The sequence below is a fragment of the Azotobacter beijerinckii genome (assembly GCF_900110885.1).
Classification (GTDB): Bacteria; Pseudomonadota; Gammaproteobacteria; order Pseudomonadales; family Pseudomonadaceae; genus Azotobacter; species Azotobacter beijerinckii.
This window is the reverse complement of record NZ_FOFJ01000014.1, coordinates 66,544-92,203: the sequence shown is the minus strand read 5'-3', so window position 1 is coordinate 92,203 and position 25,660 is coordinate 66,544. Positions and strand designations below refer to the sequence as shown.

Annotated in this window: 10 protein-coding genes; 1 reads left to right on the top strand and 9 read right to left on the bottom strand. The window is 72.7% G+C overall.

Annotation, left to right across the window (positions count from 1 at the left end; all coding sequences use genetic code 11):
- Nucleotides 1–92: 92 nt before the first annotated feature.
- The 9 genes from fhuF to BMY22_RS09615 all read right to left on the bottom strand — a co-directional run bounded on the left by fhuF (nucleotide 93) and on the right by BMY22_RS09615 (nucleotide 24,671).
- Nucleotides 93–821: a siderophore-iron reductase FhuF gene (fhuF, locus tag BMY22_RS09655; RefSeq protein WP_090621538.1), complete on the bottom strand. Its 729-nt coding sequence runs from the start codon at nucleotides 819–821 to the stop codon at nucleotides 93–95.
- A complete protein-coding gene (locus BMY22_RS09650) occupies nucleotides 822–2,126 on the bottom strand; it encodes a lysine N(6)-hydroxylase/L-ornithine N(5)-oxygenase family protein (protein WP_090621537.1) in 1,305 nt (434 codons plus the stop codon). It abuts the gene before it with no gap.
- A 138-nt stretch (nucleotides 2,127–2,264) separates the two neighbouring features.
- Nucleotides 2,265–3,263 carry a GNAT family N-acetyltransferase gene (locus BMY22_RS09645; RefSeq protein WP_090621535.1) on the bottom strand — a complete coding sequence of 333 codons (999 nt, stop codon included), beginning with the start codon at nucleotides 3,261–3,263 and terminating at the stop codon, nucleotides 2,265–2,267.
- Nucleotides 3,232–5,460 (bottom strand): TonB-dependent siderophore receptor, encoded by a 2,229-nt coding sequence (locus BMY22_RS09640; RefSeq protein ID WP_208599258.1) that lies wholly within the window; start codon nucleotides 5,458–5,460, stop codon nucleotides 3,232–3,234. Before BMY22_RS09640 ends, BMY22_RS09645 begins: the two co-directional genes overlap by 32 nt.
- A 301-nt stretch (nucleotides 5,461–5,761) precedes the next feature.
- The gene (locus BMY22_RS09635; RefSeq protein WP_208599257.1) at nucleotides 5,762–11,137 is read right to left on the bottom strand and encodes a non-ribosomal peptide synthetase; all 5,376 of its coding nucleotides are present in this window, start codon (nucleotides 11,135–11,137) and stop codon (nucleotides 5,762–5,764) included.
- On the bottom strand, nucleotides 11,134–21,966 hold the full coding sequence (locus BMY22_RS09630) for a non-ribosomal peptide synthetase (protein ID WP_090621532.1): 10,833 nt from the start codon (nucleotides 21,964–21,966) through the stop codon (nucleotides 11,134–11,136). The genes BMY22_RS09635 and BMY22_RS09630 overlap by 4 nt, the downstream gene beginning before the upstream one ends.
- A gap of 79 nt (nucleotides 21,967–22,045) precedes the next feature.
- Nucleotides 22,046–22,249 carry an MbtH family protein gene (locus BMY22_RS09625; RefSeq protein ID WP_090621531.1) on the bottom strand — a complete coding sequence of 68 codons (204 nt, stop codon included), beginning with the start codon at nucleotides 22,247–22,249 and terminating at the stop codon, nucleotides 22,046–22,048.
- 148 nt (nucleotides 22,250–22,397) lie between these two features.
- Nucleotides 22,398–24,080 (bottom strand): multidrug ABC transporter permease/ATP-binding protein, encoded by a 1,683-nt coding sequence (locus tag BMY22_RS09620; RefSeq protein WP_090621529.1) that lies wholly within the window; start codon nucleotides 24,078–24,080, stop codon nucleotides 22,398–22,400.
- Nucleotides 24,081–24,119: 39 nt separating this feature from the next.
- Nucleotides 24,120–24,671: a sigma-70 family RNA polymerase sigma factor gene (locus tag BMY22_RS09615; RefSeq protein ID WP_090621527.1), complete on the bottom strand. Its 552-nt coding sequence runs from the start codon at nucleotides 24,669–24,671 to the stop codon at nucleotides 24,120–24,122.
- 182 nt (nucleotides 24,672–24,853) lie between these two features.
- Here BMY22_RS09615 and BMY22_RS09610 point away from each other — a divergent pair, with 182 nt between their 5' ends.
- Nucleotides 24,854–25,594: a sulfite exporter TauE/SafE family protein gene (locus BMY22_RS09610; RefSeq protein ID WP_090621526.1), complete on the top strand. Its 741-nt coding sequence runs from the start codon at nucleotides 24,854–24,856 to the stop codon at nucleotides 25,592–25,594.
- The last annotated feature ends 66 nt before the right edge of the window (nucleotides 25,595–25,660 follow it).

The window sequence follows — 25,660 nt, the reverse complement described above, 5'->3', positions numbered from 1 at the left end:
CGGTCGGAGCCGGCGCGCAGGCATAACAACGTAGGGGGGCAACCCGCCGTTTCGGGGCGGGCCCTTGCCATTTCCGGCGGGTTTCACCCGCCCTACGGGGGCGGCGCGTCCCGGCGCGGACAGTCGTCGCAGAGCGGCAGGCCGAGGCGGTCGAGGATGCAGCAGCCGCGGCGCTGCCGCCACGGCGGCCGGCCGGCGCCCTGGGGGTGGTAGCGGACCGGCTCGAACAGCGGGTTGCGCGTGCCGTCCGGGCGCAAGGGGGACGCCAGCAGGGCGCGGCCGTCGGCCAGCCGGGCGGCGGGCAGCGGCAGGGCCTCGAGCTGGCCGAGGAACCAGTCGAAGTAGTCGCCGGCATTGCCCCAGAACAGCCGCGGTGCCGCCTTTGAATGCGCGGCGAGGATCTGGATCAGCGGCTGCAGGTGGCCGTCGAGCAGTTCGGCGAAGCGCGCGAAGGGATCGGGCGGCGGGCTCGCCCAGGCTGCGCCGGCATGCGGCAGCTTGAAGGCTTCAGGCAAGCCGTCGGCACCGGCCACCACCTCGATGTCGTCGAGCGCCAGCGGCAGGCGCCAGTCGAGGATCAGGCTGGCGGCCAGCACCGGCGGCAGCAGCCGGCGGAAGTAGTATTTCGACCACAGCGACAGCCGCGCGCGCGGATCGCCGCCGGCGTGTTCGGGGGCGAAGCGCGCCAGCTGCCCGTCGAGCGGCGCGGGAGAAAGGAAGACGCGCGCCGGCAGGGCGGCGCGCGGGTCGTCGGCCAGGGTCAGCACGTCGCGATAACTGGCGAAGGCGCCCTGGAACAGGGGAGCGAGCGGCGGGATCACTCAGGCACAGGCCGCCTGCGGCTGGCGGCAGGCTTCCAGCAGCGCGTCGGCCACTTCCTGGGAGCGCACCGCGACCACCGACAGCAGGGTGTCGCTGAGCCCGTGGCTGTCCTCGCAGCAGCCCTGCAGGAAGATGTTCGGCTGGAACCCCGGAGCGGTCGGCAGGCGGTAGCGGCGCTCCAGCTCGGCGTCCTTATGCAGGTGGCGCTCGATGCCTTCCAGCAGGTGCCAGTGGGCGTCGCGGCGGTAACCGGTGGCGAGCACCAGCAGGTCGAACTCGTGCAGCTCCTCGCCGCCGTCCTGGGTGTCGCACAGGTTCAGGCGCAGGCCGTCGGCGCCGGCCAGCACGGCCTGGACCTGCCGGTTGGCGAGCAGCCGGCGCTGGCTGGAGCCGGTCACCTGCTGCTGGTAGAGGTCCAGGTAGATGCTCTCGATCAGGTCCAGGTTGACCACCGAATAGTTGGTGTGGCTGAGCGAGCGGATCAGTTGCTGGCGCGCGGCCTGCGGCTGGCGGTAGACCACGTCGGTGAAGGCCGGGTCGAAGATCTCGTTGACGAAGGGGCTGTCGTCCGCCGGGCGCAGCGCCTGGGCGCGCATCACCAGGCTGATCTCGGCCTGCGGGTAGCGCCCGGCGAGATCGGTGTAGATCTCCGCGGCGCTCTGCCCGGAGCCGAGCACCGCCACCCGGTAGCGGCCCTCGCGCTCGGGACAGCACTGGCCGACGCGCTCCAGGTACTGGGAGGAATGGATCAGCCGCGGCTCGCCCTTGAGGCCGGCGAACAGCTCGGGGATCGCCGCCTGGGCGCCGATGCCGACCACCAGGTTGCGGGTCAGCCGGGTGCGCAGGCGGCCGTCGGCCAGTTTCGAGACCACCCGCAGGCGCTGCACCTCGCCGCGCTCCTCGACGCCCTCGACGGCGACCACCTGCTCGCCGTAGTGCACGCGCTCGGCGAACTGCGAAGCGGCCCAGCGCAGGTAGTCGTTGTACTCGATGCGCGACGGGCTGAAGGTGCCGAGGTTGATGAAGGGCAGCAGGCGCTGCTTCTCGTGCAGGTAGTTGACGAAGGTGAAGCGGCTCGCCGGGTTGCGCAAGGTCGCCAGGTCCTTGAGGAAGGAGATCTGCATGCGGCTGTTCTCCAGCAGCATGCCGCCGTGCCATTCGAAGGCCGGCTTGCTGTCCAGGAAGCAATGGCGCAGACCGGACTCGCGGGTCCTGGCGTCCTCCTCCAGGGCGATGGCGATGGCCAGGTTGGCCGGGCCGAAGCCCACGCCGATCACATCGTATTCCAGCGTTTCTATGCTCATGTGCACTGTCGATCCTGTCGTCTATGACATACCAAGGGTGGCCGCCGGTCCGCACGGCGGGCGCGGGGGGCCGAGTTCCTGCCTGACCTCATCAGTGATGGCCGCGTGAATGCCGCGACTCGCTTTATCAAGAACGGCTCACGCCAGCCGGCAGCGGGCGAAGAAGGCCTCGCGCTCCAGCACCATCAGGGCGGCGCGCTTGTGGGGAAAGTCGAACTCCTTGAGCCGGGCGAAGCCCAGGGCCTGGAGGTGCTGGATCATCCGCGCGTTGTCGGCGCGCGGTTCGCAGACGAGGCGCCGGGTGCGCGGCTCGTCGAGGAACAGGTAGTGGGCCAGCGCGCCGAGCCAGGCGGCGACCTTGTGCGGGCCGCGGTGGCGGTCCTCGCCGACCAGCATGTGGATGCCGCGGTCGTAGTCGTCGACCGCGTAGAAGGGCGCGATGCGGTCCTCCTTGGCCCAGTAGGCCTCGTAGTAGGCGAAGGGCTCGTCGTCGAAGGTACCGATCAGGGTCAGCACCCGCGGGTCGGCGGCCAGCGCCTCGAGGTAGCGGCGGTGCTGCGCCAGGTCGCCCTCCTCCTGCCAGAAGGCGGCCACCCGCGGATGGTTCTGCCAGCGGTTGAAGCGCGTCAGGTCCTCCTCGACGTCGAGGCTGCGCAGCGCCACCCAGGCGCCGAGGCGGGCGTCGAAGCGCCGGTAGACCTCGCCCCGCGGCTTGGGCGGGCGGCGCGGATGGCGCCGCCCGGAGGCGTGCAAGCACATCTGCTCGGGATAGCCGGCGCTGCGCCGGCCGCGCTGCCAGAGCCCCGGCAGCTGCCAGAAGGCGGCGCGCTCGACGACCGGCGCCCCGTCGTCGAGGCGGACCAGGCCGCTTTCCAGCAGCGCCTCCGGCACGGCGCCGGGCAGGGCCAGCGCCAGGCGCTGGCAGTCGGGGTCGCGGCTGAAGCGCCAGTAGGCCAGCGCCTGCAGGGCGAATTCCGGCGCGGCCGGCGGCTCGCCGTGCAGCGCTCCGTCGGCGCCGTCCAGGCGCAGCAGCGGCGCGCCGTCGAGCAGCAGCAGCGCACCGTCGGCGGACAGCCGCCGGCCGTCGGGCAGCGGCAGCTCGGGATTACCAGGAGTAGGTGAGCGAGGCGGTGACATTGCGGCGATTCCCGTAGTAGCAGTAGTAGTCGCAGGTGGCGATGTACTTCTTGTCGGTCACGTTGGTGGCGTTGAGCTGCAGCTTGACGGCGTCCCAGCTGTAGCTGGCCATCGCGTCGTAGAGGGTGTAGGAGGGGACTTCCATGGTCTCGGTGTTGTCGCCCCAGCTGTTGCCGGTGTAGCGCGCGCCGCTGCCCAGGGCGAGGCCGTCCAGCGGACCGCCCCTGAAGGTGTAGACCGCCCACAGCGAGGCCATGCGGTCGGCCACCGACGAGGGCGTCTTGCCGCGTTCGTCGGCGCGCGCCGACTTGGTGGTCTCGACGTCGAGGTAGGTCATCGAGCCGGTCAGGCTCAGGCGCTCGGTGACGTTGGCCACCGCCTCGAACTCGATGCCCTTGCTACGCACCTCGCCCAGCTGGGTCTGGATGCCGCCGGCGGTGTTCTTGCGCACGTTGCTCTGGGTCATCTCGAACACCGCGAGGTTGAAGGAGCCGTCGAAGCCGGGCGGCTGGTACTTGATGCCGGCCTCCCACTGCTCGCCCTCCTCCGGCTTGAAGGGATCGCCGGTGCGGCCGTTGACCTCGGCGACCGGCAGGAAGAACTCCGAGTAGCTGACGTAGGGGGTCAGGCCGTTGTCGAACAGGTAGGCCAGCCCGGCGTTCCAGGTGAACTCCTCGTCGCGGACGTTCTTGTTCACGCCGGTGGTGCGGTTGTCGATGTCGGCGCGCGACTTGTCGTAGCGCCCGCCGAGCAGCAGCACCCAGTGGTCGTCGAGCTTGAGCTGCTCCTGCAGGTAGAGGCCGAGCTGGTCGAAGCGGGTGCGAAAATCCTGCAGGTCGGCGTCGGTCACCGACTGCAGGCTGTAGTTGACCAGGCTGACCCGGCCGCCGTAGCTGGGGTTGTAGATGTCGATGGGGCTGAGCACCAGCGGATCGCTGGCGTAGTCCTTGTCGTCGATGTCGAGCTTCTGGTAGTCGAGGCCCATCAGCAGGGTGCTCTTCAGCCGGTTGCCCTCCCATTTGTAGAGCAGGCGGTTGTCCACCGAGATCGACTCGGACTGGCCGTCGGCGTTGCTCAGCCCGCGCATCAGCAGGCGCCGGCTGGGGTCGGCACCGGGCAGCAGGTCGTTCAGGTAGCCGGCGCTGTACATCTGCCGCAGCTCGACGTCCATGCGCCCGTAGCGCAGGTTCTGCTGGAACGACCAGGCATCGTTGAAGCGGTGGCTGAACTCGTAGCCGAAGCTGTACTGGTGGCGCTCGAACTTCTCGTAGCTCGGATCGCCCACCGCGTCCTCGTCGTCGATCTGCCCGTTGGCGGCGCTGTGGGTCAGGCTGCCCTCGGAGGGCAGGAACTGCAGCATCGGGTCGGAGTTGTCGCGATCCAGGCTGGCGCGCAGGGTCAGCGAGGTGTCGTCGGTGAAGTTGAAGGTCATCGTCGGGGCGAACAGCATGCGCTCGGCGTTGACGTGGTCGACCTGGGTGCCGTTGTCGCGGCTGAGCGCGGTGATCCGGTAGAGAATCCGCCCCTCGTCGTCGAGCGGGCCGCCCATGTCCAGGGTCAGCTGCTTGTGGTCGTAGCTGCCGTACTGCACGCCGACCTCGCCGAAAGCGGTGGAGGGCGCCCGCTTGCTGACCAGGTTGATCGCCCCGCCCGGCGGGTTCTGGCCGTAGAGCACCGAGGCGGCGCCCTTGAGCACCTCGACCCGTTCGAGCAGGAAGGGGTCGATCTGCCAGCTGAAGAAGCCCGAGGAATGGACCCGGTTGCCGTCGCGGTAGAGGCCGTTGTTGGCCTGCTTGAAGCCGCGGATGATGAACCAGTCCTGCTTGTTGTCCTCGCCGAAGTAGCCGGCCTGCACGCCGGCGGTGTAGCGCAGGGCGTCGCTGACGCTGACCACCTTGCGGTCGCGCATCTGCTGCTCGGTGGTGATGGAGACCGAGCGCGGGATCTCGTTGAGCGGGGTGTCGGTCTTGGTGGCGGCCAGGGTCCGCTTGGCGGTGTAGCCGGTGTCCGGGCCGACCGGGCTGCTGTCCGCTTCGCCGACCACGCTGACCTGCTCCAGCTCCAGTGTCCCGTCGCCCTCCTCGCCTTCCTCGGCAGCCGGCGCCGGTGCGGCCCCCAGACCCAGCGTACAGAGCAGCGCCACGGCCAGGCGGCGCCGGGCGAAGGGTGCCGACGGCCCCCACGGATGGTTCGACAACCTCATGCTCCTCAACCCCCACGACCCATAAATAAGAAAACGTCTTGTTTGCATTCGAACTGCCAGTAAAGACGGATCGAGTCATGAAAAATTTATGAATATCCGTGAAAAATTTGTTTCACGACTGCAACAGGTCGATCGGCAGGGAAATCCGGCGCGCCAGGAGCGCCAGGGCCGCGACGGCGCGCAGGGTGGAAAACGCACGCAGCGATTTTCCAGCGTGACCGCGGCCAGGGCGGGAAAGCACGCAGGGCGGGTAACCGCGCAGCGTTACCCGCCAACGGCAGCGGCGCTGCCGCCCCTACCCCTCCAGCCCGTCCAGCACCTGCGCCAGCCCGGCGAGCACCTCGGCGGCGCGGACGATGCCCAGGTGGTCGGTGTCGACGAGCCGCTCGCCGGCCGGCTCGCCCAGCACCCGGCGCAGCCCGGCGCGCAATTCGTCGGCACGCCCCGGCGGCTGCGCCGCCCACCAGCAGTGCGGGCGCACCGCCACCGGCGGCAACCGATAGTCCACGCACAGACGCCGCAGGTGCTGCTCCACCGACCAGGCGAACAGCAGCTCCTCCAGGCTCTGCCGGGCCAGCGCGTCCAGCGGCTGCGCGGCCAGCCAGGCACGGCCGGCCGCCGGCCAGTCCAAGGGCGCCAGGGGCGCGAGCCGCTCCAGCAACTGGTCCGGCGCCGCCAGTTCCGGCAGCAGCAGGCGCAGGTGCCCGGCGAAACGCGCCCGCGCCTCGGGATGGCGGGCATCGTCGGCGGGGATCTCGGTGCCCGGCACGTAGCAGTCGAGCAGGCCGAGGAAGGCCACGCGCTCGCCGCGCGCCTCCAGCCGCGCCGCCAGCTCCAGCGCCAGGCTGCCGCCCAGCGACCAGCCGAGCAGCCGGTACGGCCCCTGCGGCTGTTCGGCGAGCAGCGCCGCCAGGTAGGCGTCGGCCATCGCCGCGAGGCTTGCGTCGCGCCACTGCGGGTCGAGGAAGCTGCGGCACTGCAGGCCCAGCAGGCCGTGCCGGCCCTCCAGCGCTGCGGCCAGCGGCTGGTAGCCGGTGGCCCGGCCGGTGACCGGATGCAGGCAGAACAGCGGCGTGCCCGGCGCGGTCCGGCGTGACAGGCGCACCAGCGGCGAAGGCCCGGCGGCGCCGGCGCGGACCAATGCGTCGAGCAGCGCCAGCAGCTCGGCGCGGAAGGCCTCGGCCAGCGCGCGGACGGCCTCCTCGGCGTAGTGGCCGGCGGCGTATTCCCAGGCCAGCGCCAGCTCGCCGTCGAAGATCTGCCCGTTGACGGCCAAGGGAGTGCCCAGCGGGTTGTCGGGCGCCTGCTGGGCGCCCCCGCCTTCGAGCGGGCGGAACCAGCCGTCCGCCTCGCCGGCGTACTGCCCGAGGTAGTTGAAGGTCAGCTGCGCCGGCGGCAGCGCGGCCAGGGCGGCGCGCGCCTCGGGCGTGCCGAGCCAGCGCAGCGCGCCGTAGCCGACGCCGCCGCGCGGCACCTGGCGCTGCCCGGCGAGCACCTGCTCCAGCTGTTCGAGCGGCGTGCCGGCCGCCGGCAGGCGCAGCGGGTAGAGGCTGGTGAACCAGCCGACCGTGCGGCTCGGATCGAGCCCTTCGGCCAGCGCCTCGCGGCCATGGCCTTCGAGATCGACGCGCAGCGCCGGCGCGCCGCGCCAGGCGCAGTACGCCCGGGTCAGGGCGGCGAGCAGCAGGGCGTCGGCGCGCCCGCCGGCCGCGCCGCCGAGCAGGCGCTGCGTGGTCGCGCGGTCGAAGGCCAGGCGCAGGACGCGGCGCTCGGCGAAGCTCGCCCGCGCCACAGGCCGCGCCGGCACCGGGCCGGCCAGCCGCGAGCACCAGAGATCCAGCTCCCGGCGCGCCTCCTCGCCGGTCGCCCAGCGCTGCAGATGCTCGGCCCAGGCCTTGAAGGAGCAGGTCCGCGCCGGCAGCGCGACGCCCTGCCCCGCCGCCAGCTGCCGGTAGGCGGCCAGCAGGTCCTCCAGCAGCAGCCGCCAGGACACCCCGTCCACCGCCAGATGGTGGATGGCCAGCAGCAGGCGGTCCGGCTGTCCGTGCTGGCGCAGGTAGAGCGCGCGCAGCAGCGGGCCATGCTGCAGGTCCAGGCTGCGCTGGGCCGCCGCGCAGAGCGCTTCGGCCTCGCCGGCATCGAGGGCCTCGCGCCGCCAGAGCAGCTCATGGCGCGCCTCCAAGTCCCCGTACCACTGGCGCCAGACACCGTCTTCCTCGGCGAAACGCAGGCGCAGCGCGTCGTGGTACGCCACCAGCGCCTGCAGGGCCTGTTCGAGCCGGTCGGGATCGAGCGGGCGCTGCAGCTCCAGCCACAGCGACTGGTTCCAGTGCGCCGGCGCGGCCTGGCCGAGGGCGAAGAAATGCGCCTGGATCGGCGTCAGCGGCACGTCGCCCGTGGCCGGCCCGGTGTCGACGGCCGGGGCCGTCAGCGGGCGCGCCACGCCGGCCAGATCGGCCAGACGCTGATGCTGGAACAGATCGCGCGGCGTCAGCGCCAGTCCCTGCTGGCGTGCGCGGCCGACCACTTGCAGGGCGACGATGGAGTCGCCGCCCAGCTCGAAAAAGCGGTCCTGCCGCCCGACCCGCGGCAGGCCCAGCAGCTGCGCCCAGATCTCAGCCAGAATCCGTTCGCTGTCGGTCTGCGGCGCCTGGTAGTCGTCGCGGGCCTGCCACTGCGGCTCGGGCAAGGCGGCGCGGTCCAGCTTGCCCGCCGGGGTCAGCGGCAGGCGCTCCAGCACCACCAGTTGCGCGGGGACCATGTAGTCCGGCAGCACTTCGCCCAGTTGTTTCCGGAGCTGTTGCGGATCGAGCGGGCCGCGCGGCACCAGGTAGCCGACCAGTTGCCGGCCGGCCGGGGTTTCTCTTGCAACGACGGCCGCCTCAAGCACCGGCGGATGGGCCAGCAGGCGGCTCTCGATCTCGCCCAGCTCGATGCGAAAGCCGCGGATCTTCACCTGCTGGTCGAGCCGCCCCAGATAGTCCAGCGCGCCGTCCGCGCGCCAGCGCACCAGGTCGCCGGTGCGGTACATCCGCTCGCCGGGGGCGCCGAACGGGTCGGGCAGAAAGCGCTCGGCGGTCAGCTCGGGACGCTGGTGGTAGCCGCGCGCCAGGCCCACCTCGCCGCCGATGTACAGCTCGCCGGCCACGCCGAGCGGCAGCGGGTTGAGTTCGGCGTCGAGGATGTACAGCCGGCGCGGGCCGACCGGGGTGCCGATCGGCGCGTAGGCGGCGTCCAGTCCGGTGCCGGGGAAGGCTTCCCAGATCAGCGGGGTGACCACCGTCTCGGTGGGACCGTAGCCGTTGACGATGCGTTTGGGCTTCAGCACCCGTTGCAGGCGCTCGTAGGTCTCGCGGGTGAAGGCCTCGCCGCCGAGGGTCCAGGAGCGCACCGGCAGCTTCAGGCTCTGCGCCTCGATCCAGTCCAGCAGCTGGCCGACGTAGCTGGGCGGGAAGCAGGCGATGGTCACGCCCTCCTGCTGCAGCACCGCGCAGGTCCGCTCGGCCGTCCACAGCTCTTGGTCGCGGATCACCAGCCGGCTGCCGAAGGCCAGCGGCACCGCCCAGCGCTCCAGGGCGCCGTCGAAGCTGATCGAGGCGAAGTGCAGCTCCACGTCCTCGGCGGTCATGCCGTAGCGCTGGCCGATGGTCTGCACGTGCATGGAGAGGCCGGCGTGGTTCACCGCCACGCCCTTGGGCCGGCCGGTGGAGCCGGAGGTGTAGATCAGGTAGGCGAGGTTCAAGGGATGCAGCCGAACCGCCGGCGGCGTGGCGGCATGGGAACCTAAATCCAGTGCGTCGAGGCAGATCACGGCCACCGTCTCGTCCAGCGGCACCCGCCCGCGCAGCCCGGCGGTGGTCAGCAGCCATTTCAGCCCGGAATCCTCGGCCATATAGGCCAGCCGTTCGCGGGGATAGTCGGGGTCCAAGGGCACGAAGGCGCCGCCGGCCTTAAGGATCGCCAGCAACCCTTCGATCATCGCCGTGCCGCGCTCCAGGCACAGGCCGACCCGCGCCTCCGGGCCGACGCCGCAGGCGCTCAGCTGCCGGGCCAGGCGATTGGCGCGCGCCTCCAGCTCGGCGTAGGTCACCCGTGTCGCGCCATGGACCAAGGCGACGGCCTCCGGGCGCAGGCGGGCCTGCTCGGCGATCAAGTCGGGCAGCAGACAAGCGGGGTCGTGGGACTGCCGGCAGGCGTTCCAGGCCTCCAGCTGCGCCCGGTCCTGCGCGTCGAGCAGCTCCAGTTGCGCCAGCGGCCGGTCGAGGGACTCGCCCAGGCCTTCGAGCAGGCCGGCGAAGTGCCCGGCCATGCGCGCCACCAGGGTGCCGTCAAGGCGCTCGCGGGCATGGGTGAACACCAGGCGCAGCGCGCCGTCGGGGGTTTCCTCGCTGTCCAGCGCCAGGTCGAAGATGGCGTGCGGCACCGGCTGCTCCAGCGGCGTCAGGCGCAGGCCGGGCAGTTCGTGCAGCGCGCCGAGGTCGCGGCGCTGGTGGTTGAACAGCACCTGGAACAGCGGCGTCTGCCCGGGGCTGCGCGCGGGGGCCAGGGCCTCGACCAGCCGGTCGAACGGCAGGTCCTGGTGTTCCTGGGCCTCCAGGGCACGTTCGCGCACCTGGCCGAGCAGGTCGCGGAACGAGTCGGCCGGATGCAGCTCGGCGCGCAGCACCTGGGTGTTGACGAAAAAGCCGATCAGCGGAGCGATCTCCGCCCGCTGGCGGTTGGCCACCGGCACGCCGACGCGGATGTCGCGCTGCCCGCTGTAGCGCGCCAGCAGCAGCTGAAGGGCGGCCAGCAGCAGCTGGAACAGGGTCGCGCCCTCGCCCCGGGCCAGTTCGCCGAGGCGTGCGGCCAGCGCGGCGGGAATCTCCCGCACGGTACGCGCGGCGCTGCGTCCGGCGCCGCCGTCCTGGCGGTACGGCAGGGCCAGTGGCGGCTGCTCGCCGCCCAGCCGCTCGCGCCAATAGGCGAGCTGGCGCTCGCCTTCGCCGGCATCCAGCCAGGCGCGCTGCCAGAGGGCGAAGTCGGCGTACTGGATCGGCAGGGGCGCGAGCGCCGGCGCCCGGCCCTGCTGCAGCGCGGCGTAGGCGCCGGCCAGCTCGGCGGCGAACACGCCGATCGACCAGCCGTCGGAGACGATGTGGTGAGTGACGATCTGCAGCCGCCAGCGCGCCGCGTCGAACTGCAGCAGCTGCACCCGCAGCGGCGGGCCGCCGGCCAGGTCGAAGGGCCGCGCGGCATGCGCGTCCGCCAGCTCCGCAAGGCGCTGCGGCGCGCCGCGCAGGTCGTGCTCCTCCAGGGCCGGCGGCCCCGGCGGGTCGATGACCTGCCAGGGCTCGCCGTCGGCCTCGACGAAGCGCGTGCGCAGCGCCTCGTGGCGCTCGACGATCAGCGCCAGCGCGCCGAGCAGGGCCGGGCGGTCCAGCGTGCCGTCGAGGGCGAAGGCGCCGACCATGTGGTAGGCGCTGCTCTCCGGCTCCAGCTGGCCGGCCAGCCACAGCCGGCGCTGCGCGTGGGAAGCCGGCAGGCGTTCGCCGCGCGGCGCCGGCACCAAGGGCAGCAGCTCGAAGCGGATGCCCTTGGCCTGCAGCAGTTCGAGAAAGCGCTTCTGCTCGGCCGCGCCGAGGGCCAAAAAACGCCGCGCCAGCGCGGCCTTGTCGATCGGATTGCTCACAGTGCCTCCAGCTCGTCGAGCAGCGCCGCCATCTCCTGCAGCGCCCCGTCCTCGCCCCCGGCGCCGGCCGGCGCCTGTTGCGCCAGCGACTCGGCCAGGGCGGCGAGACTGTCCAGTTCGAAGAAGGCGCGCAGCGGCACCTCCAGGCCCAGGCGCTGGCGCAGCAGGGCGACCGCCCGGGTGGCCAGCAGCGAATGCCCGCCCAGCTCGAAGAAGTTGTCGTCGAGGCCGACTTGGGGCACATCCAGCAACTCTTCCCAGATCGCCGCCAGGGCCTGCTCCAGCGCGCCCTGCGGCGCGCGAAAGCGGCGCGTCTGCCAGTGCGGCTCGGGCAGCGCGCGGCGCTCCAGCTTGCCGTTGGGCGACAGCGGCATGCGCGCCAGACGCACCAGCGCCGCCGGCACCATGTGCTCGGGCAGCGCCGCCTTGAGCGCGGCCCTCAGCCCGGCCAGCCAGGCGGCCTCGTCGGCCGGTTCGCCGTCGGCGACCAGATAGCCGACCAGCTGCTTGCCGATCTGCGTGTCGCGGGCCACCACCACGGCTTCGGCGACTCCGGCCCGGGCGGCGAGCAGCGCCTCGATCTCGCCCAGCTCGACGCGAAAGCCGCGGATCTTCACCTGATGGTCGATGCGCCCCAGGTAGTCGACCGCGCCGTCCTCGCGCCAGCGCGCCAGGTCGCCGGTGCGGTACATGCGCGAGCCGGGCGGGCCGAAGGGGTCGGGCAGAAAGCGCTCGGCGGTCAGCGCCGGGCGGCGGTGGTAGCCGCGCGCCAGGCCGATGCCGGCCAGGTACAGCTCGCCCGGCACGCCCACCGGCACGCGATTGAGCTGGCCGTCGAGGATGTGCAGGCGCAGGTTGGCGATCGGCCGGCCGATCGGCACCGCCGCCCGCCCCTCGTCGACGCAGGTCCAGTGGCTGACGTCGATGGCCGCCTCGGTCGGGCCGTAGAGGTTGTGCAGGGCGACGCCCGGCAGGCGCTGGAACGCCCGCGCCTGCAGCTCGACCGGCAGCGCCTCGCCGCTGCAGAGGATGCGCGTAAGGCTGGTGCAGGCCTCGATCCCCGGGTGGGCGACGAAGGCCTGCAGCATCGAGGGCACGAAGTGCAGGGTGGTGACCCGGTGCCGGTCGATCAGCTCGACCAGCCGCTGCGGGTCGCGGTGGTCGCCCGGCGCGGCGACGGCCAGGCAGGCGCCGGTCATCAGCGGCCAGAAGAACTCCCAGACCGAGACGTCGAAGCTGAACGGGGTCTTCTGCAGCACGCAGTCGCCGGGGCCGATGCGGTAGGCCTCCTGCATCCACAGCAGGCGGTTGGCCAGGGCCGCGTGGCTGTTGCCGGCGCCCTTGGGCTGGCCGGTGGAGCCGGAGGTATAGATGAGGTAGGCCAGATCGTCCGGGTGCAGGACGACTTCCGGCGGCGTGGCCGGCTCGGCGCTGCAGTCTTCCGTGTCCAGGCAGAGCACGGCGAGGCCTGCGGGCAGCGGCAGGCCGTCGAGCAGCCGGCTGTGGCCGAGCAGCAGGGCGATGCCGGAGTCCTCCAGCAGATAGGCCAGGCGCTCGGCCGGATAGTCCGGGTCGAGCGGCACGTAGGCGCCGCCGGCGCGGACGATGGCGTGCAGGCCGAGCACCAGTTCCACCGAGCGCTCCTGGCTGATGCCGACCGGCACGCCGGGGCCGACGCCGCGGGCGCGCAGGCGCCGGGCCAGGCGGTTGATCGCGGCGTCCAGCTCGGCGTAGCTGAGCCGGCGCGCGCCGAAGGCCAGCGCCGGGGCGTCCGGGGTGGCCGCGGCCTGGCGGGCGATCAGCGCAGTGACCGGGACGAAGGGGCCGTAGTCGCGTTCGGTGCGGTTCCAGGCGGCGATGCGCGCCTCCTCCTCCGCGCTCAGCAGCGGCAGCCGGCCGATGGCCTGCTCCGGATCGTCGCACAGGCCTTCGAGCAGACGCAGGAAGTGCTGCACCAGGCGCTCGATGCGCGGCGTCTCGAACAGCTCGACGGCGTAGCCGACGAAGCCGGACAGGCGGCCGTCGGGGTCTTCCTCGGTGTCCAGCCCCAGGTCGAACTGCGCCCCGGCCGCGCCGGGGTCGAACGGCGCGACAGTCAGCCCCGGCAGCGCGTGCAGGGCGGAGAAGTCGACCGTCTGGTGGTTGAAGGCGACCTGGAACAGCGGGTGGTGGCCGAGGCTGCGCTGCGGCTGCAGCGCCTCGACCAGCTGGTCGAAGGGCAGCTCCTGGTGGGCCAGGGCCTCGCGGCTGGCCTGCTGCAGCTCGCCGAGCAGCCGGCGGAACGGCTTGTCCGCGCTCGGCGCGCCGCGCAGCACCAGGGTGTTGACGAAGCAGCCGAGCACGCCCTCGGTCTCCGGCAGACTGCGCCCGGCCACCGGCACGCCGACGCGGATGTCCTCCTGGCCGCTGTAGCGGTGCAGCAGGGATTGCCAGGCGGCCAGCAGCACGGCGAACAGGGTGGCGTTCTCGCGCCGGGCCAGCGCGCGCAGACGCGAGGTCAGCGCCTGCGGCACATTGAAGCGCAGGCGCGCGCCGCGCAGGACGGCGCGCGGCGGCCGCGGATGGTCGGCGGGCAGCTCCAGCAGCGGCTGGTGTTCGCCCAGCGCATTGCGCCAGTAGTCCAGCTGGCGAGCGCCCTCGCCGCCCGCCAGCCAGTCGCGCTGCCACTGCGCGTAGTCGGCGTACTGCAGCGGCAGCGGATCGAAGCGCGGCTCGCGGCCCCCGGCGAAGGCCGCGTAGGCGCGGCAGAACTCGTCGATGAAGCGCTGCAGCGACCAGCCGTCGGAGACGATGTGGTGCTGCACCAGCAGCAGGCGGTGCTCGTTCTCGCCCAGGCGCAGCAGGGCCACCCGCAAGAGCGGCTGGCGCGCCAGGTCGAAGGGCGTGTGCAGCAGCTGCGCGGTGATCGCCTGCACCGCCGCCTCGCGCTCGGCCGGGGTCAGCTCGGCCAGGTCGTGGTGGACGATGCCCTGCCCGGTCGGCGGCAGGACGAGCTGGCGCGGCTCGCCGTCGGCCTCGACGAAGCGCGTGCGCAGGCTCTCGTGGCGCGCCACCAGCAGGTCCAGCCCGGCCTGCAGGGCGGCGCGGTCGAGCCGGCCGTGCAGGTCGAGGCCGGCCGGCATGTGGTAGGCGGTGTTCTCCGGCTCCAGCCGGGCGAGGAACCACAGGCGGCGCTGGGCGTGGGAGAGCGGCAGGGCACCGCTGCGCGGCAGGGCGCGGATCGCCGGCGCCGGCTGCTCGGTCGGGGCGAGGCGCGCGGCGCAGTCGGCCAGCGCCGGCGTTTCGAACAGGGCGGCGAGGCTCAGCGCCAGGCCGTGCCCGCTGCGCAGGCGCGACACCACCTGCAGGGCGACGATGGAGTCGCCGCCCAGTTCGAAGAAGCGGTCCTGCCGCCCGACCCGCGGCAGGCCCAGCAACTGCGCCCAGATCTCGGCGAGGATGCGCTCGGGCTCCGTCTGCGGCGCCTGGTAGTCGTCGCAGGCCTGCCACTGCGGCTCGGGCAAGGCGGCGCGGTCCAGCTTGCCCGCCGGGGTCAGCGGCAGGCGCTCCAGCACCATAAGCTGCGCCGGCACCATATAGTCCGGTAGCGCCTCGGCCAGTTGCCGGCGGATCTCGAGCGGATCGAGCGGCCCGCGCGGCACCAGATAGCCGACCAGTTGCCTGCCGCTGGGGGTTTCTCTTGCAACGACGGCCGCCTCAAGTACCGGCGGATGGGCCAGCAGGCGGCTCTCGATCTCGCCCAGCTCGATGCGAAAACCGCGGATCTTCACCTGCTGGTCGAGCCGGCCCAGATAGTCCAGGGCGCCGTCGTCGCGCCAGCGCACCAGATCGCCGGTGCGGTACATGCGCTCCCCTGGAGAGCCAAAGGGGTCGGGCAGAAAGCGCTCGGCGGTCAGCTCGGGACGCTGGTGATAGCCGCGCGCCAGGCCCACCTCGCCGCCGATGTACAGCTCGCCGGCCACGCCGAGCGGCAGCGGGTTGAGTTCGGCGTCGAGCACGTACAGCCGGCGCGGGCCGACCGGCGTACCGATGGGCGCGTAGGCGGCGTCCAGTCCGGTGTCGGGGAAGGCCTCCCAGATCAGCGGGGTCACGACGGTTTCGGTGGGGCCGTAGCCGTTGACGATGCGTTTCGGCTGCAGCACCCGTTGCAGGCGCTCGTAGGTCTCGCGGGTGAAAGCCTCGCCGCCCAGGGTCCAGGAGCGTACCGGCAAGGTCAGTTGCTGGGACTCGATCCAGTCGAGCAGTTGGCCGACGTAGCTGGGCGGGAAGCAGGCGATGGTCACCCTCTCCTTCTGCAGCACCGCGCAGGTCCGCTCGGCGCTCCACAGCTCCTGGTCGCGGATCACCAGCCGGCCGCCGAAGGCCAGCGGCACCGCCCAGCGCTCCAGGGCGCCGTCGAAGCTGATCGAGGCGAAGTGCAGCTCCACATCGTCCGGGGTCATGCCGTAGCGCTGGCCGATGGTCTGCACGTGCATGGACAGCCCGGCGTGGTTCACCGCCACGCCCTTGGGCCGGCCGGTCGAGCCGGAGGTGTAGATCAGGTAGGCGAGGTTCAGCGGATGGATCGCCACCGTCGGCGGCGCGGCGCTGTAGTTGCCGGTATCGAGCAGGTCCAGGCAGAGCGCCTCGACGCCCTCGCCCAGCGGCACGCGCCCGCGCAGCGCGGAAGTCGTCAGCAGCCATTTCAGCCCGGAGTCCTCGGCCATGTAGGCCAGCCGCTCGCGCGGATAGTCCGGGTCGAGCGGCACGAAGGCGCCGCCGGCCTTGAGGATCGCCAGCAGGCCCTCGATCATCGCCGTGCCGCGTTCCAGACAGAGGCCGACCCGCGCCTCCGGGCCGACGCCGCCGGCGATCAGGTGCCGGGCCAGGCGGTTGGCGCGGGCCTCCAGCGCGGCGTAGGTCATGCGCGTGTCGCCATGGACCAGGGCGATGGCATCCGGGCGACGCCTCGCCTGTTCGGCGATCAAGTCGGGCAGCAGGCGGGCGGGGTCGTGGGACTGGCGGCCGGCGCTCCAGCTTTCCAGTTGCATGCGCTGCGCCGCATCCAGCAGGTCCAGCTCGGCCAGCCGGCGCGCCGGATCGCCGACCAGTTCGGCGAGGATCTGCCGCAGCAGGCCGGCCAGCCGCTCGATGGCCGGCGCGTCGAACTGCGCGCGGTCGTAGGCCAGCAGCAGCTCCAGCGCCTCGCCCGGCAGCACCGCCAGGGTCAGCGGGTAGTGGGTGGCCTCGTGGCTCTGCGGCGTGCCCAGGCGCAGAGCGCCGCGCTCGGCCTGGCGCAGGGCGTCGCCCAGCGGGTAGTTCTCGAACACCAGCAGGCTGTCGAACAGCGCCTCGCCGGCGCGCCCGGCCCAGCGCTGGATGTCGTAGAGCGGCGTGTGCTCGTGCTCGCGCAGCGCCAGGTTGTCGGCCTGCAGCGCGGCCAGCCAGGCGCCGAGCGGCTGCCCGGCGGGCAGCGCGACCGGCACCGGCAGGGTGTTGATGAACAGGCCGGGCAGCCGCTCGCTGCCGGCCAGCTCGGCTGGCCGGCCGGCCACGGTGGTGCCGAAGCAGACCCGCGACTTGCCGGTCAGGCGTCCGAGCAGCAGGGCCCAGGCGCCCTGGATCAGGGTGTTGAGGGTCAGGCCGTGGTGCTGGGCGAAACCGCGCAGCGCCGCCGCCTGCTCCGCCGCCAGCGGCAGCGGATGGCGCGCCGGACCTTCGCCCGGCGTGCGGCAAGGCAGGCTGCCGGCGACCCGGCCGGGCTCGGCGAAGCCCTGCAGCCGGGCGCGCCAGAAGGCCTCGTCGGCCGCAGCGTCGCGCCGCGCCAGCCAGGCGATGTAGTCGCCGAACTGGCCGGAGGGCGGAGCCAAGCGCTCGCCGTGGTAGAGCGCCAGCACCTCGCCGAGCAGCAGCGCGGTGCTCCAGCCGTCGAGCAGCAGGTGGTGCAGGGTCCAGACCAGCAGCCAGTCGCGCTCGCCGCGGCGCAGCAGGGCCAGGCGCAGCAAGGGCGGCCGGGCGAGGTCGAAGCCGCGGGCGCGCTCGGCGGCGCAGAAGGCCTGCTGCGCGGCGTCGAAGTCCGTCTCGGCGCGCCAGTCCAGTTCCTGCCAGGGCAGCGCGACGGCGTCGTGTACCGCCTGCAGCGGGGGTTCGCCGTCGAGGAAGGCGCTGCGCAGGATGGCGTGGCGCGCCAGCACCTCCTCCCAGGCCCGGCGCAGACGCGCCGGATCGAGGCCGGAGAGCGGCAGGCAGAGCTGGTTGACGTAGCTGCCGGCGCCGCCGAGCCGGCTGTGGAACAGCAGGCCCTGCTGCAGCGGCGACAGCGGGTAGAGGTCCGCGACGCCGCGCAGCGCGTCCAGGCGCGGCTGGTCGAGCCCGGCCAGCGGCACGTCGCTGGGGGTCAGGCCGGCGGGCGCGTGGATGCAGTGGGCGCGGATCGCCCGCAGCTCGTCCTGCAGGCGCTGCAGCAGGCCTTCGAGGGTCGGCCGCTGCCACTGGCTGGGGCTGAAGTCGAGGCGCAGGCGCAGGGCGCCGCCGCGCAGCTCGGCATCGATGCACAGGGGCGCGTCGAGCGGCGCGTCGGCCTCGCGCCAGAGGCCGGCGTCGAGCAGGCGCAGCGGCCCGCCGCGCGCGTCCTCGAACTGGCCCAGGTAGTTGAACAGCACCTGCGGGACGACGCCGTCCAGCTCGCCGCGCCGGCGCAGCAGGCCGTAGGCCAGGCCACCGTCGCGCACCGCGCGCAGCTGCTCCTTGATCGCCTTGAGGCTGCCCGGCAGGTCGGCCGCCGGCTGCAGGCGCAGTGGGTAGAGGCTGGTGAACCAGCCGACCGTGCGGCTGAGGTCGAGGTCGTCGAACAGCGGCGCGCGGCCGTGGCTTTCCAGGTGCAGGCAGACGCAGCACTGCTCGCTCCAGGCGCAGAGCACCCGGCTCAGCGCGGCGAGCAGCACCTCGTCGGCGCGCAGCCGGTAGGCCTGCTGGGCGGCCTGCAGCAGCTCGCGGCTGAACTCGGCGGGCAGACTCAGTTCGAGACGCTGGCGCTGGCCCTCGCGGGCCGATTCGCGGGACAGCAGCGGCAGCTGCGCGCAGGCGCGCTCCTGGGCCTGCCAGAAGGCGTGCTGCGCCTGCGCCGGGCCGGCGGCCCAGTCCTGCAGGCGCTCGGCCCAAGCCTGGAAGGAGCTGGTCCGCGCCGGCAGCGCGACGCACTGCCCCACCGCCAGCTGCCGGTAGGCGGCCAGCAGATCCTCCAGCAGCACCCGCCAGGACACCCCGTCCACCGCCAAGTGGTGGATCGCCAGCAGCAGGCGCTCGGCGCGGCCCGGCTGGCTCAGCCAGCAGGCGCGCAGCAGCGGGCCTTCCTGCGAGTCCAGGCTGCGCTGGGCTTCGGCGCCGAGCGCCGCGAGCTCGTCCTCGCCGGCCACCTCGCAGAGCCAGAGCAGCTCATGGCGCTCGTTTACATCCCCGTACCACTGGCGCCAGACGCCGTCTTCCGCGGCGAAACGCAGGCGCAACGCGTCGTGGTGCGCCACCAGCGCCTGCAGGGCCCGCTCCAGGAGGATCGGCTCGAGGTCCTCGGCCAGCTCGACCAGCAGGTACTGGTTGCACGGCGCCGTGCCCTGGCGTTCGAGCAGGCGTGCTTGGATCGGCAGCAGCGGCACGGCGCCTTCGGCCGGCCCCTGCTCGATGCGCAGCGCGGCCAGCGGCCGGGCCACCGCGGCCAGCGCCGCCAGGCTCTGCTGCTGGAACAGATCGCGCGGCGTCAGCGCCAGCCCCTGCTGACGCGCGCGGCCGACCACCTGCAGGGCGACGATGGAATCGCCGCCCAGCTCGAAGAAGCGGTCGTCGCGACCGACCCGTTCCAGACCCAGCAGCTGCGCCCAGATCCCGGCGAGGATGCGCTCGCTGTCGGTCTGCGGCGCCTGGTAGTCGTCGCTGGCCTGCCACTGCGGCGCGGGCAAGGCGGCGCGGTCCAGCTTGCCCGCCGGGGTCAGCGGCAGGCGCTCCAGCAGCATCAGCTGCGCGGGGACCATATAGTCCGGCAGCGCCTCGGCCAGTTGGCGGCGGATTTCGAGCGGATCGAGCGGGCCGCGCGGTACCAGATAGCCGACCAGTTGCTTGCCGCTCGGCGTCTCGCGGGCGATCACCGCCGCCTCCACGACCTGCGGATAGGCGAGCAGGCGGCTCTCGATCTCGCCCAGCTCGATGCGGAAACCCCGGATCTTCACCTGCTGGTCGAGCCGCCCCAGGTAGTCCAGCGCGCCGTCGTCGCGCCAGCGCACCAGGTCGCCGGTGCGGTACATCCGCTCGCCGGGGGCGCCGAAGGGGTCGGGCAGGAAGCGCTCGGCGGTCAGGCCGGGACGCTGGTGGTAGCCGCGCGCCAGGCCCACCTCGCCGCCGATGTACAGCTCGCCGGCCACCCCAATCGGCAGCGGGTTGAGCTCGCCGTCGAGCACGTACAGCCGGCGCGGGCCGACCGGGGTGCCGATCGGCGCGTAGGCCGCCTCCAGCGCCGTGCCGGGGAAGGCTTCCCAGATCAGCGGGGTCACCACCGTCTCGGTGGGGCCGTAGCCGTTGACGATGCGTTTCGGCTGCAGCACCCGCTGCAGGCGCTCGTAGGTCTCGCGGGTGAAGGCCTCGCCGCCCAGGGTCCAGGAGCGCACTGGCAGCTTGAGATGCTGCGCCTCGATCCAGTCGAGCAGTTGGCCGACGTAGCTGGGCGGGAAGCAGGCGATGGTCACGCCCTCCTGCTGCAGCACTTCGCAGGTCCGCTCGGCCGTCCACAGCTGCTGGTCGCGAATCACCAGCCGGCTGCCGAAGGCCAGCGGTACCGCCCAGCGCTCGAGGGCGCCGTCGAAGCTGATCGAGGCGAAGTGCAGCTCCACGTCGTCCGGGGTCATGCCGTAGCGCTGGCCGATGGTCTGCACGTGCATGGAGAGGCCGGCGTGGTTCACCGCCACGCCCTTGGGCCGGCCGGTGGAGCCGGAGGTGTAGATCAGGTAGGCGAGGTTCTGCGGGTGGATCGCCACCGCCGGCGGCGTGGCGTCGTAGCCGCGGCTGTCGAGCAGGTCCAGGCAGAGCGCCTCGACGCCCTCGCCCAGCGGCAGCCGCCCGCGCAGCCCTGAAGTCGTCAGCAGCCATTTCAGCCCGGAATCCTCGGCCATGTAGGCCAGCCGCTCGCGGGGATAGTCCGGGTCGAGCGGCACGAAGGCGCCGCCGGCCTTGAGGATCGCCAGCAGCCCCTCGATCATCGCCGTGCCGCGCTCCAGGCACAGGCCGACCCGCGCCTCCGGGCCGACGCCGCAGGCGACCAGGTGCCGGGCCAGACGGTTGGCGCGGGCCTCCAGCGCGGCGTAGCTGACGCGCGTCGCGCCGTGGACCAGGGCGACGGCATCCGGGCGACGCCTCGCCTGCTCGGCGATCAGTTCGGGCAGCAGGCGGGTCGGGTCGTGGGACTGGCGGCAGGCGTTCCAGGCCTCCAGTTGCGTGCGCTGCGCCGCGTCCAGCAGGTCCAGTTCGGCCAGCCGGCGCTCGGGGTCGGCGACGCACTGTTCGAGCAGGCCGACGAAGCCGGCGACCAGCCGCTCGACGCTCGCCGCCTCGAACAGCTCCTCGGCCCAGGCGACGGTGAGGCTCAGCCCGCCGTCGGCGCCGCGCACGGCGTCCAGCGCCAGGTCAAAGGGGATTTCGCGGGTCGGCAGCCGCTCGAACGTCGTGTCCAGGCCGGGCAGCCAGTCGGCCGGCAAGGGTTCGTCGTGGCGGTAGTTGAAGGCGATCTGGAACAGCGGCTGCTGGCCGAGGCGGCGCTCCGGCTGCAGCGCCTCAACCAGCCGCTCCAGCGGCAGCGTCCGGTGCGCCTGGGCGCGACGCAGCCGCGCGCGCACCTCGCCGAGCCACTCGCGCACGCTGAGCCGCCCCTGCGGACGGCCGGCCAGCACGACGGTGTTGACGTGGAAACCGAGCAGCGCCTCGTTGTCGCGGGTGCGGTTGGCCACCGGCACGCCGACGCGCACCTCGGGCTGGCCGGACAGGCGCGCCAGCTGCAGCTGGAGGACCGCGAGCAGCAGGTTGAAGGGGGTCGCCCGGCAGGCGCCGGCCAGCGCCTGCAGCCGCGCGGCCAGCGGCGCGGGCAGGCGCAGTTCGCGGAAACGCGCCCGGCAGGCCGCCCGCGACGGACGCGGACGGTCCGGGACGAGGCTCTGGGCCGGCACCTCGCCGGCCAGCTCGGCACGCCAGAAGTCCAGCTGGCGCCGGCACTCGTCGCCCGCCAGCCAGTCGCGCTGCGCCCGGGCGCAGGCGGCGTAGGCCGCGTCCAGTGCGGCGGCGTCCACCTGCGGCGCCTTGCCGGCGCGGAACAGGCGATAGCCTTCGGCCAGCTCCGCCATCAGCCGGCGCAGCGACCAGGCATCGAAGACCAGGTGGTGCAGCACCATCACCAGCGCATGGCGCTGCGCGCCGAGGCGATAGAGCTGGCAGCGCACCAGCGGGCCGCGGGCTAGGTCGAAGGGCCGCGCGACGAAGTCGCCGGCCCGGCGCTCGAGCTCCGCGTCGTCGGCGCCGTCCAGTTCGATGCGCTCCAGCGGCATGGGCACGACCTCGCCCGGGCGCTGCTCGGCGACGCCGCCCTGCTCGCGCAGCCGGGTGAGCAGGATGGTGTGGCGCGCCAGCAGGCGGTCGAGGCTGTAGCTCAGGGCCTCGGCGTCCAGCGGCCCGGAAAACCGCCAGAGGCCGGCGAGGTGGTAGGCGTCGCTGTCCGGCTCCAGGCGGCTGAAGAACCACAGCCGCTGCTGGGCCGGGCCGAGCGGCTGCCAGGCCGGCGCAGCCGGCGGCAGGGGGGAAAGCGGGGAATGGGCGGTCATGTCGGCACCTCGGAGGCGGAACGGCCCGGCCGCCGGGCGGCGACCGGAAGGGCGGCGAAAGCGGACGGCGGCGCCGGTCTCACTCGGCCATGGCCTCGCGCAGGCTGCGCGGGCGCATGTCGGACCAGATCCCGGAGATGTGCGCCAGGCAGGTCTGCCGGTCGCCGCTGACGCCGACCTCCTGCCAGCCGGCCGGCACCGGCTTGTATTCCGGCCAGATCGAGTACTGCTGCTCGGCGTTGACCACCACGTGGAACTGGGTATCGGCTTGGTCGAAACTCATGGCTTGGCTCCTGGTTCGGTCGGGCGGCACGGTGCCGCATCACTGGTTACAGACGGATAAAGACGCGAATAATTTTCATTAACTTGCAAATCGGACGCGCGACCGCCCTGCCCCGGCCGTAGCCGGGGGACGTGCACGGAGAAAACGGCTAGTCGGCGGCCAGCGCCCGCGCCGGCCCGCCGATGGCCTGCAGGGCGTCGGCGCTGGCGCGCGCGCGCTGCTCGCCGGTCAGCTCGACGAGCCGGCCGCCGTCCATCTTCAGCAGGCGGTCGGCCTGGTCGAAGTAGTGGTCGTCGTGGGTGATCGCCAGCACCGTCTTGCCCAGCGCCTTCAGCTGCGGCAGCAGCTCGCGGTAGAACAGCCGGCGGAACAGCGGGTCCTGGTCCGCCGCCCATTCGTCGAGCACCAGGATGTCGCGCTCCTCGAGCATCGCCAGCAGCAGCGCCAGGCGCTTGCGCTGGCCCTGCGAGTAGCGGGTGTCGAGCAGCCGGCCGCCGGCGTGGCGGACCTTGTGCGCCAGGTGCAGGCGCTCGAGCCAGTGGTCGGGCCCGCCCTCCGCGGCCTCGCCGCCCTCGGGGCCGAGCAGCCGGGCGAACAGGTGGAAGTCGGTGAACACGCTGGAGAACAGCCGCCGGTAGGCCGGCCAGTCGGCTGCGTCCAGGGCGCGGCCGTCAAGCAGGATCTGCCCGGCCACCGGCCGGTAGAGGCCGGTCAGAAGGCGCGCCAGGGTCGACTTGCCGCTACCGTTGCCGCCGACCAGGAACAGCAGCTCGCCGCGCTCGATGCACAGGTCCAGCGGGCCGACGTCGAAGCCGCCCTCGTCGCCCTCGCCGGGATAGCGGTAGACCACCCCGCGCAGTTCCAGGCGCTGCCAGGCCGGCGCCGGCGCCGGCGCCTCGAACTCCCGGCGCAGCGGCGCCAGCTCCAGGGCCTCCAGCGCGTCCAGGGCGACCCGCGCGGCGAGCAGGCTGGGCAGCGAGCCCACCGCGGCGATCAGCGGCGCGCGCAAAAACAGCACGGTGAGGGCGAAGGTCGCCGCCACCGCGGCGCCGGCCCAGCCCAGGCCGCCGGCGCAGTAGAACACCAGGCCGATGCTGCCGAGCACCATGATGTTCGCCCAGTTGCCGGCCAGGCCGTTGTAGATGTCGGCGCGGGTCACGTGGTGGCGGTAGGCCTCGGCGTCTGCGTCGAACTCCTCCTCGTACAGGCGGCGGGCGCGCTCGCGGTTCAGGGCCAGCTCCTTGCGCCCGTCGATCAGCGCCTGGTAGTCGCGGTAGAGGCGGTCCTCGGCCTCGCGCAGCAGGCGGATGTGCCGGTTGACCCGGCCGACGTACAGCCAGCCGACCGCCAGGGTGAAGCCCATCCAGGCGAGGGTCACGGCGAACAGCGGCGGCGACAGCCAGGCCAAGTAGGCGAAGGCGGCGACGCTCAGCACCAGGCCGTAGACCAGCTCCGGCAGGTGCACGAAGGCGATGGTGAGGTTGCGGATGTCGCTCGACAGGCTGGCGAGGATGCGCGAGCCGCCGAGCTGCTCCAGGCGCTGGATGTCGGTGTCCAGCAGGCACTTCACCAGGTCCCGGCGCAGGCGGTAGACGAAGCGATGGCCGAGGCGGTGCAGCGACACCTGGGCAGCCGCGGCGACCAGCAGCAACAGCGCCAGCAGGGCGCCGAACTGTGCCAGGGCGAGGCCCGGCCGGTCGCCGACGGCGATCAGCCGCAGGTTGATGAAGGCGAGGGTGCCGATGCTGAGCAGCACGCTGGCCAGGCTCAGCAGCATGACCCCGGCCAGGGCGCGGGGATTGTCGCGGAACAGCAGGCGAAGCAGTTTCATGGGATCGTCCTGTGCGCTGCGCCGTCCGGCGCAGACGGGTCAGTCGTCGGGTTTCAGGCGGTCACGGCAGTGACCCAGGGCGTCGCGGATCAGGAAGTGCACGGCGGTCGGCGAGGCGCCCAGGCGGGCGGCCACCTCGCGCTGGCTGTAGCCTTCCAGCTGGGTCATGGCGAAGGCCGTGCGGGCACGTTCGGGCAGTTCGTCGAGGGCCTCGAGCAGGGCGCTCCATTCGCACTGGCCGAGGGTCGCCCGTTCCGGCGAGGGGGTCGTCGCGACCTGCTCGCCGAGCGACGCCTCGTCGACGTGGTAGCGGTTTTCGAGGATCAGCCGGCGCAGGCGGTCGATGGCCTGGTTGCGCACTACCCGGAACAGGTAGCGGACCGGACACTGGATGTTCTGCACGGCACGGCCCTCCCAGAGCTTGAGGAAAGCCTCCTGGACCACGTCCTCGGCCAGCGAGCGGCAGCCCAGCACCTTGAAGGCGACCTCCACCAGCAGGCGCCACTGGCTGGCGTAGATGGTTTCCAGCTCCGTTTCCAGCGCATCCGCCGCGACCTGCACGCCGAGCGAACACGCAGCGCAACCCTTCATCGACAGCTTCCCTGACTCGAGCGAAGCAGCGAATCTAAATGATAAATATTATCAATACAATACTGGCAATCCGGCAAAGTCGCATCCTTGACGCATCGGCCGCCATCCGCCGCTATTGCTCCGTCCCGGCGAAACGGGTACAGCTAGGCGCCCGCACGCCCGCTCAGGAGCACTGCACGCCCATGCTGTCCACGGAACTTCTGCTCCTCGCCGTGCCGGCGGTACTGCTGACCGGCCTCTCCAAGGGCGGCTTCGGTGGCGCCTTCGGTGGCATCGCGGTGCCCCTCCTGGCCCTGGCGGTGCCGCCCACCCAGGCCGCGGCGATCATGCTGCCGATCCTCTGCACCGCCGATGTGGTCGGCCTGCGCGCCTACTACGGCAAGTGGGACGTGGCGAACCTGAAGATCATGCTGCCCGGCGCGCTGCTCGGCGTGCTGCTCGGCGCGCTAACCTTCGGCATGTTCAACGAGCGGGTCATCGGCCTGCTGATCGGCGGCATCGCGGTGGCCTTCGTGCTGCTCAACCTGCTGCGCCCGCCCACCAGCACGGCCGGGCTGCCGCCGGCCCGCGGCAAGGGCACGCTCCTCTCCGCGCTGTCCGGCTTCACCAGCTTCGTCGCCCATGCCGGCGGCCCGCCGGTGATGATGCACCTGCTGCCGCAGCAGCTGGACAAGGTGCGCTACGTCGCCACCATCAACGTGTTCTTCCTGCTGACCAACGCGGTCAAGCTACTGCCCTACGCGCTGCTCGGGCAGTTCTCCGCCGACAACCTGCTGAGCAGCCTCGCCCTCGCCCCCCTGGTCCCGCTCGGAGTGTGGGCCGGCCTCCGGCTGCAGGCGCGGGTCAACCACGTCTGGTTCTACCGCATCGCCCGCACCGGCCTGCTGCTCGCCGGGCTCCAGCTGATCGTCAAGAATCTCTGAGCCGGTCGGCCCGCCGTTCTGGACAAGCGCCCGCCGGGCTGGCGGATGTCGGGCCGAGCACACCCT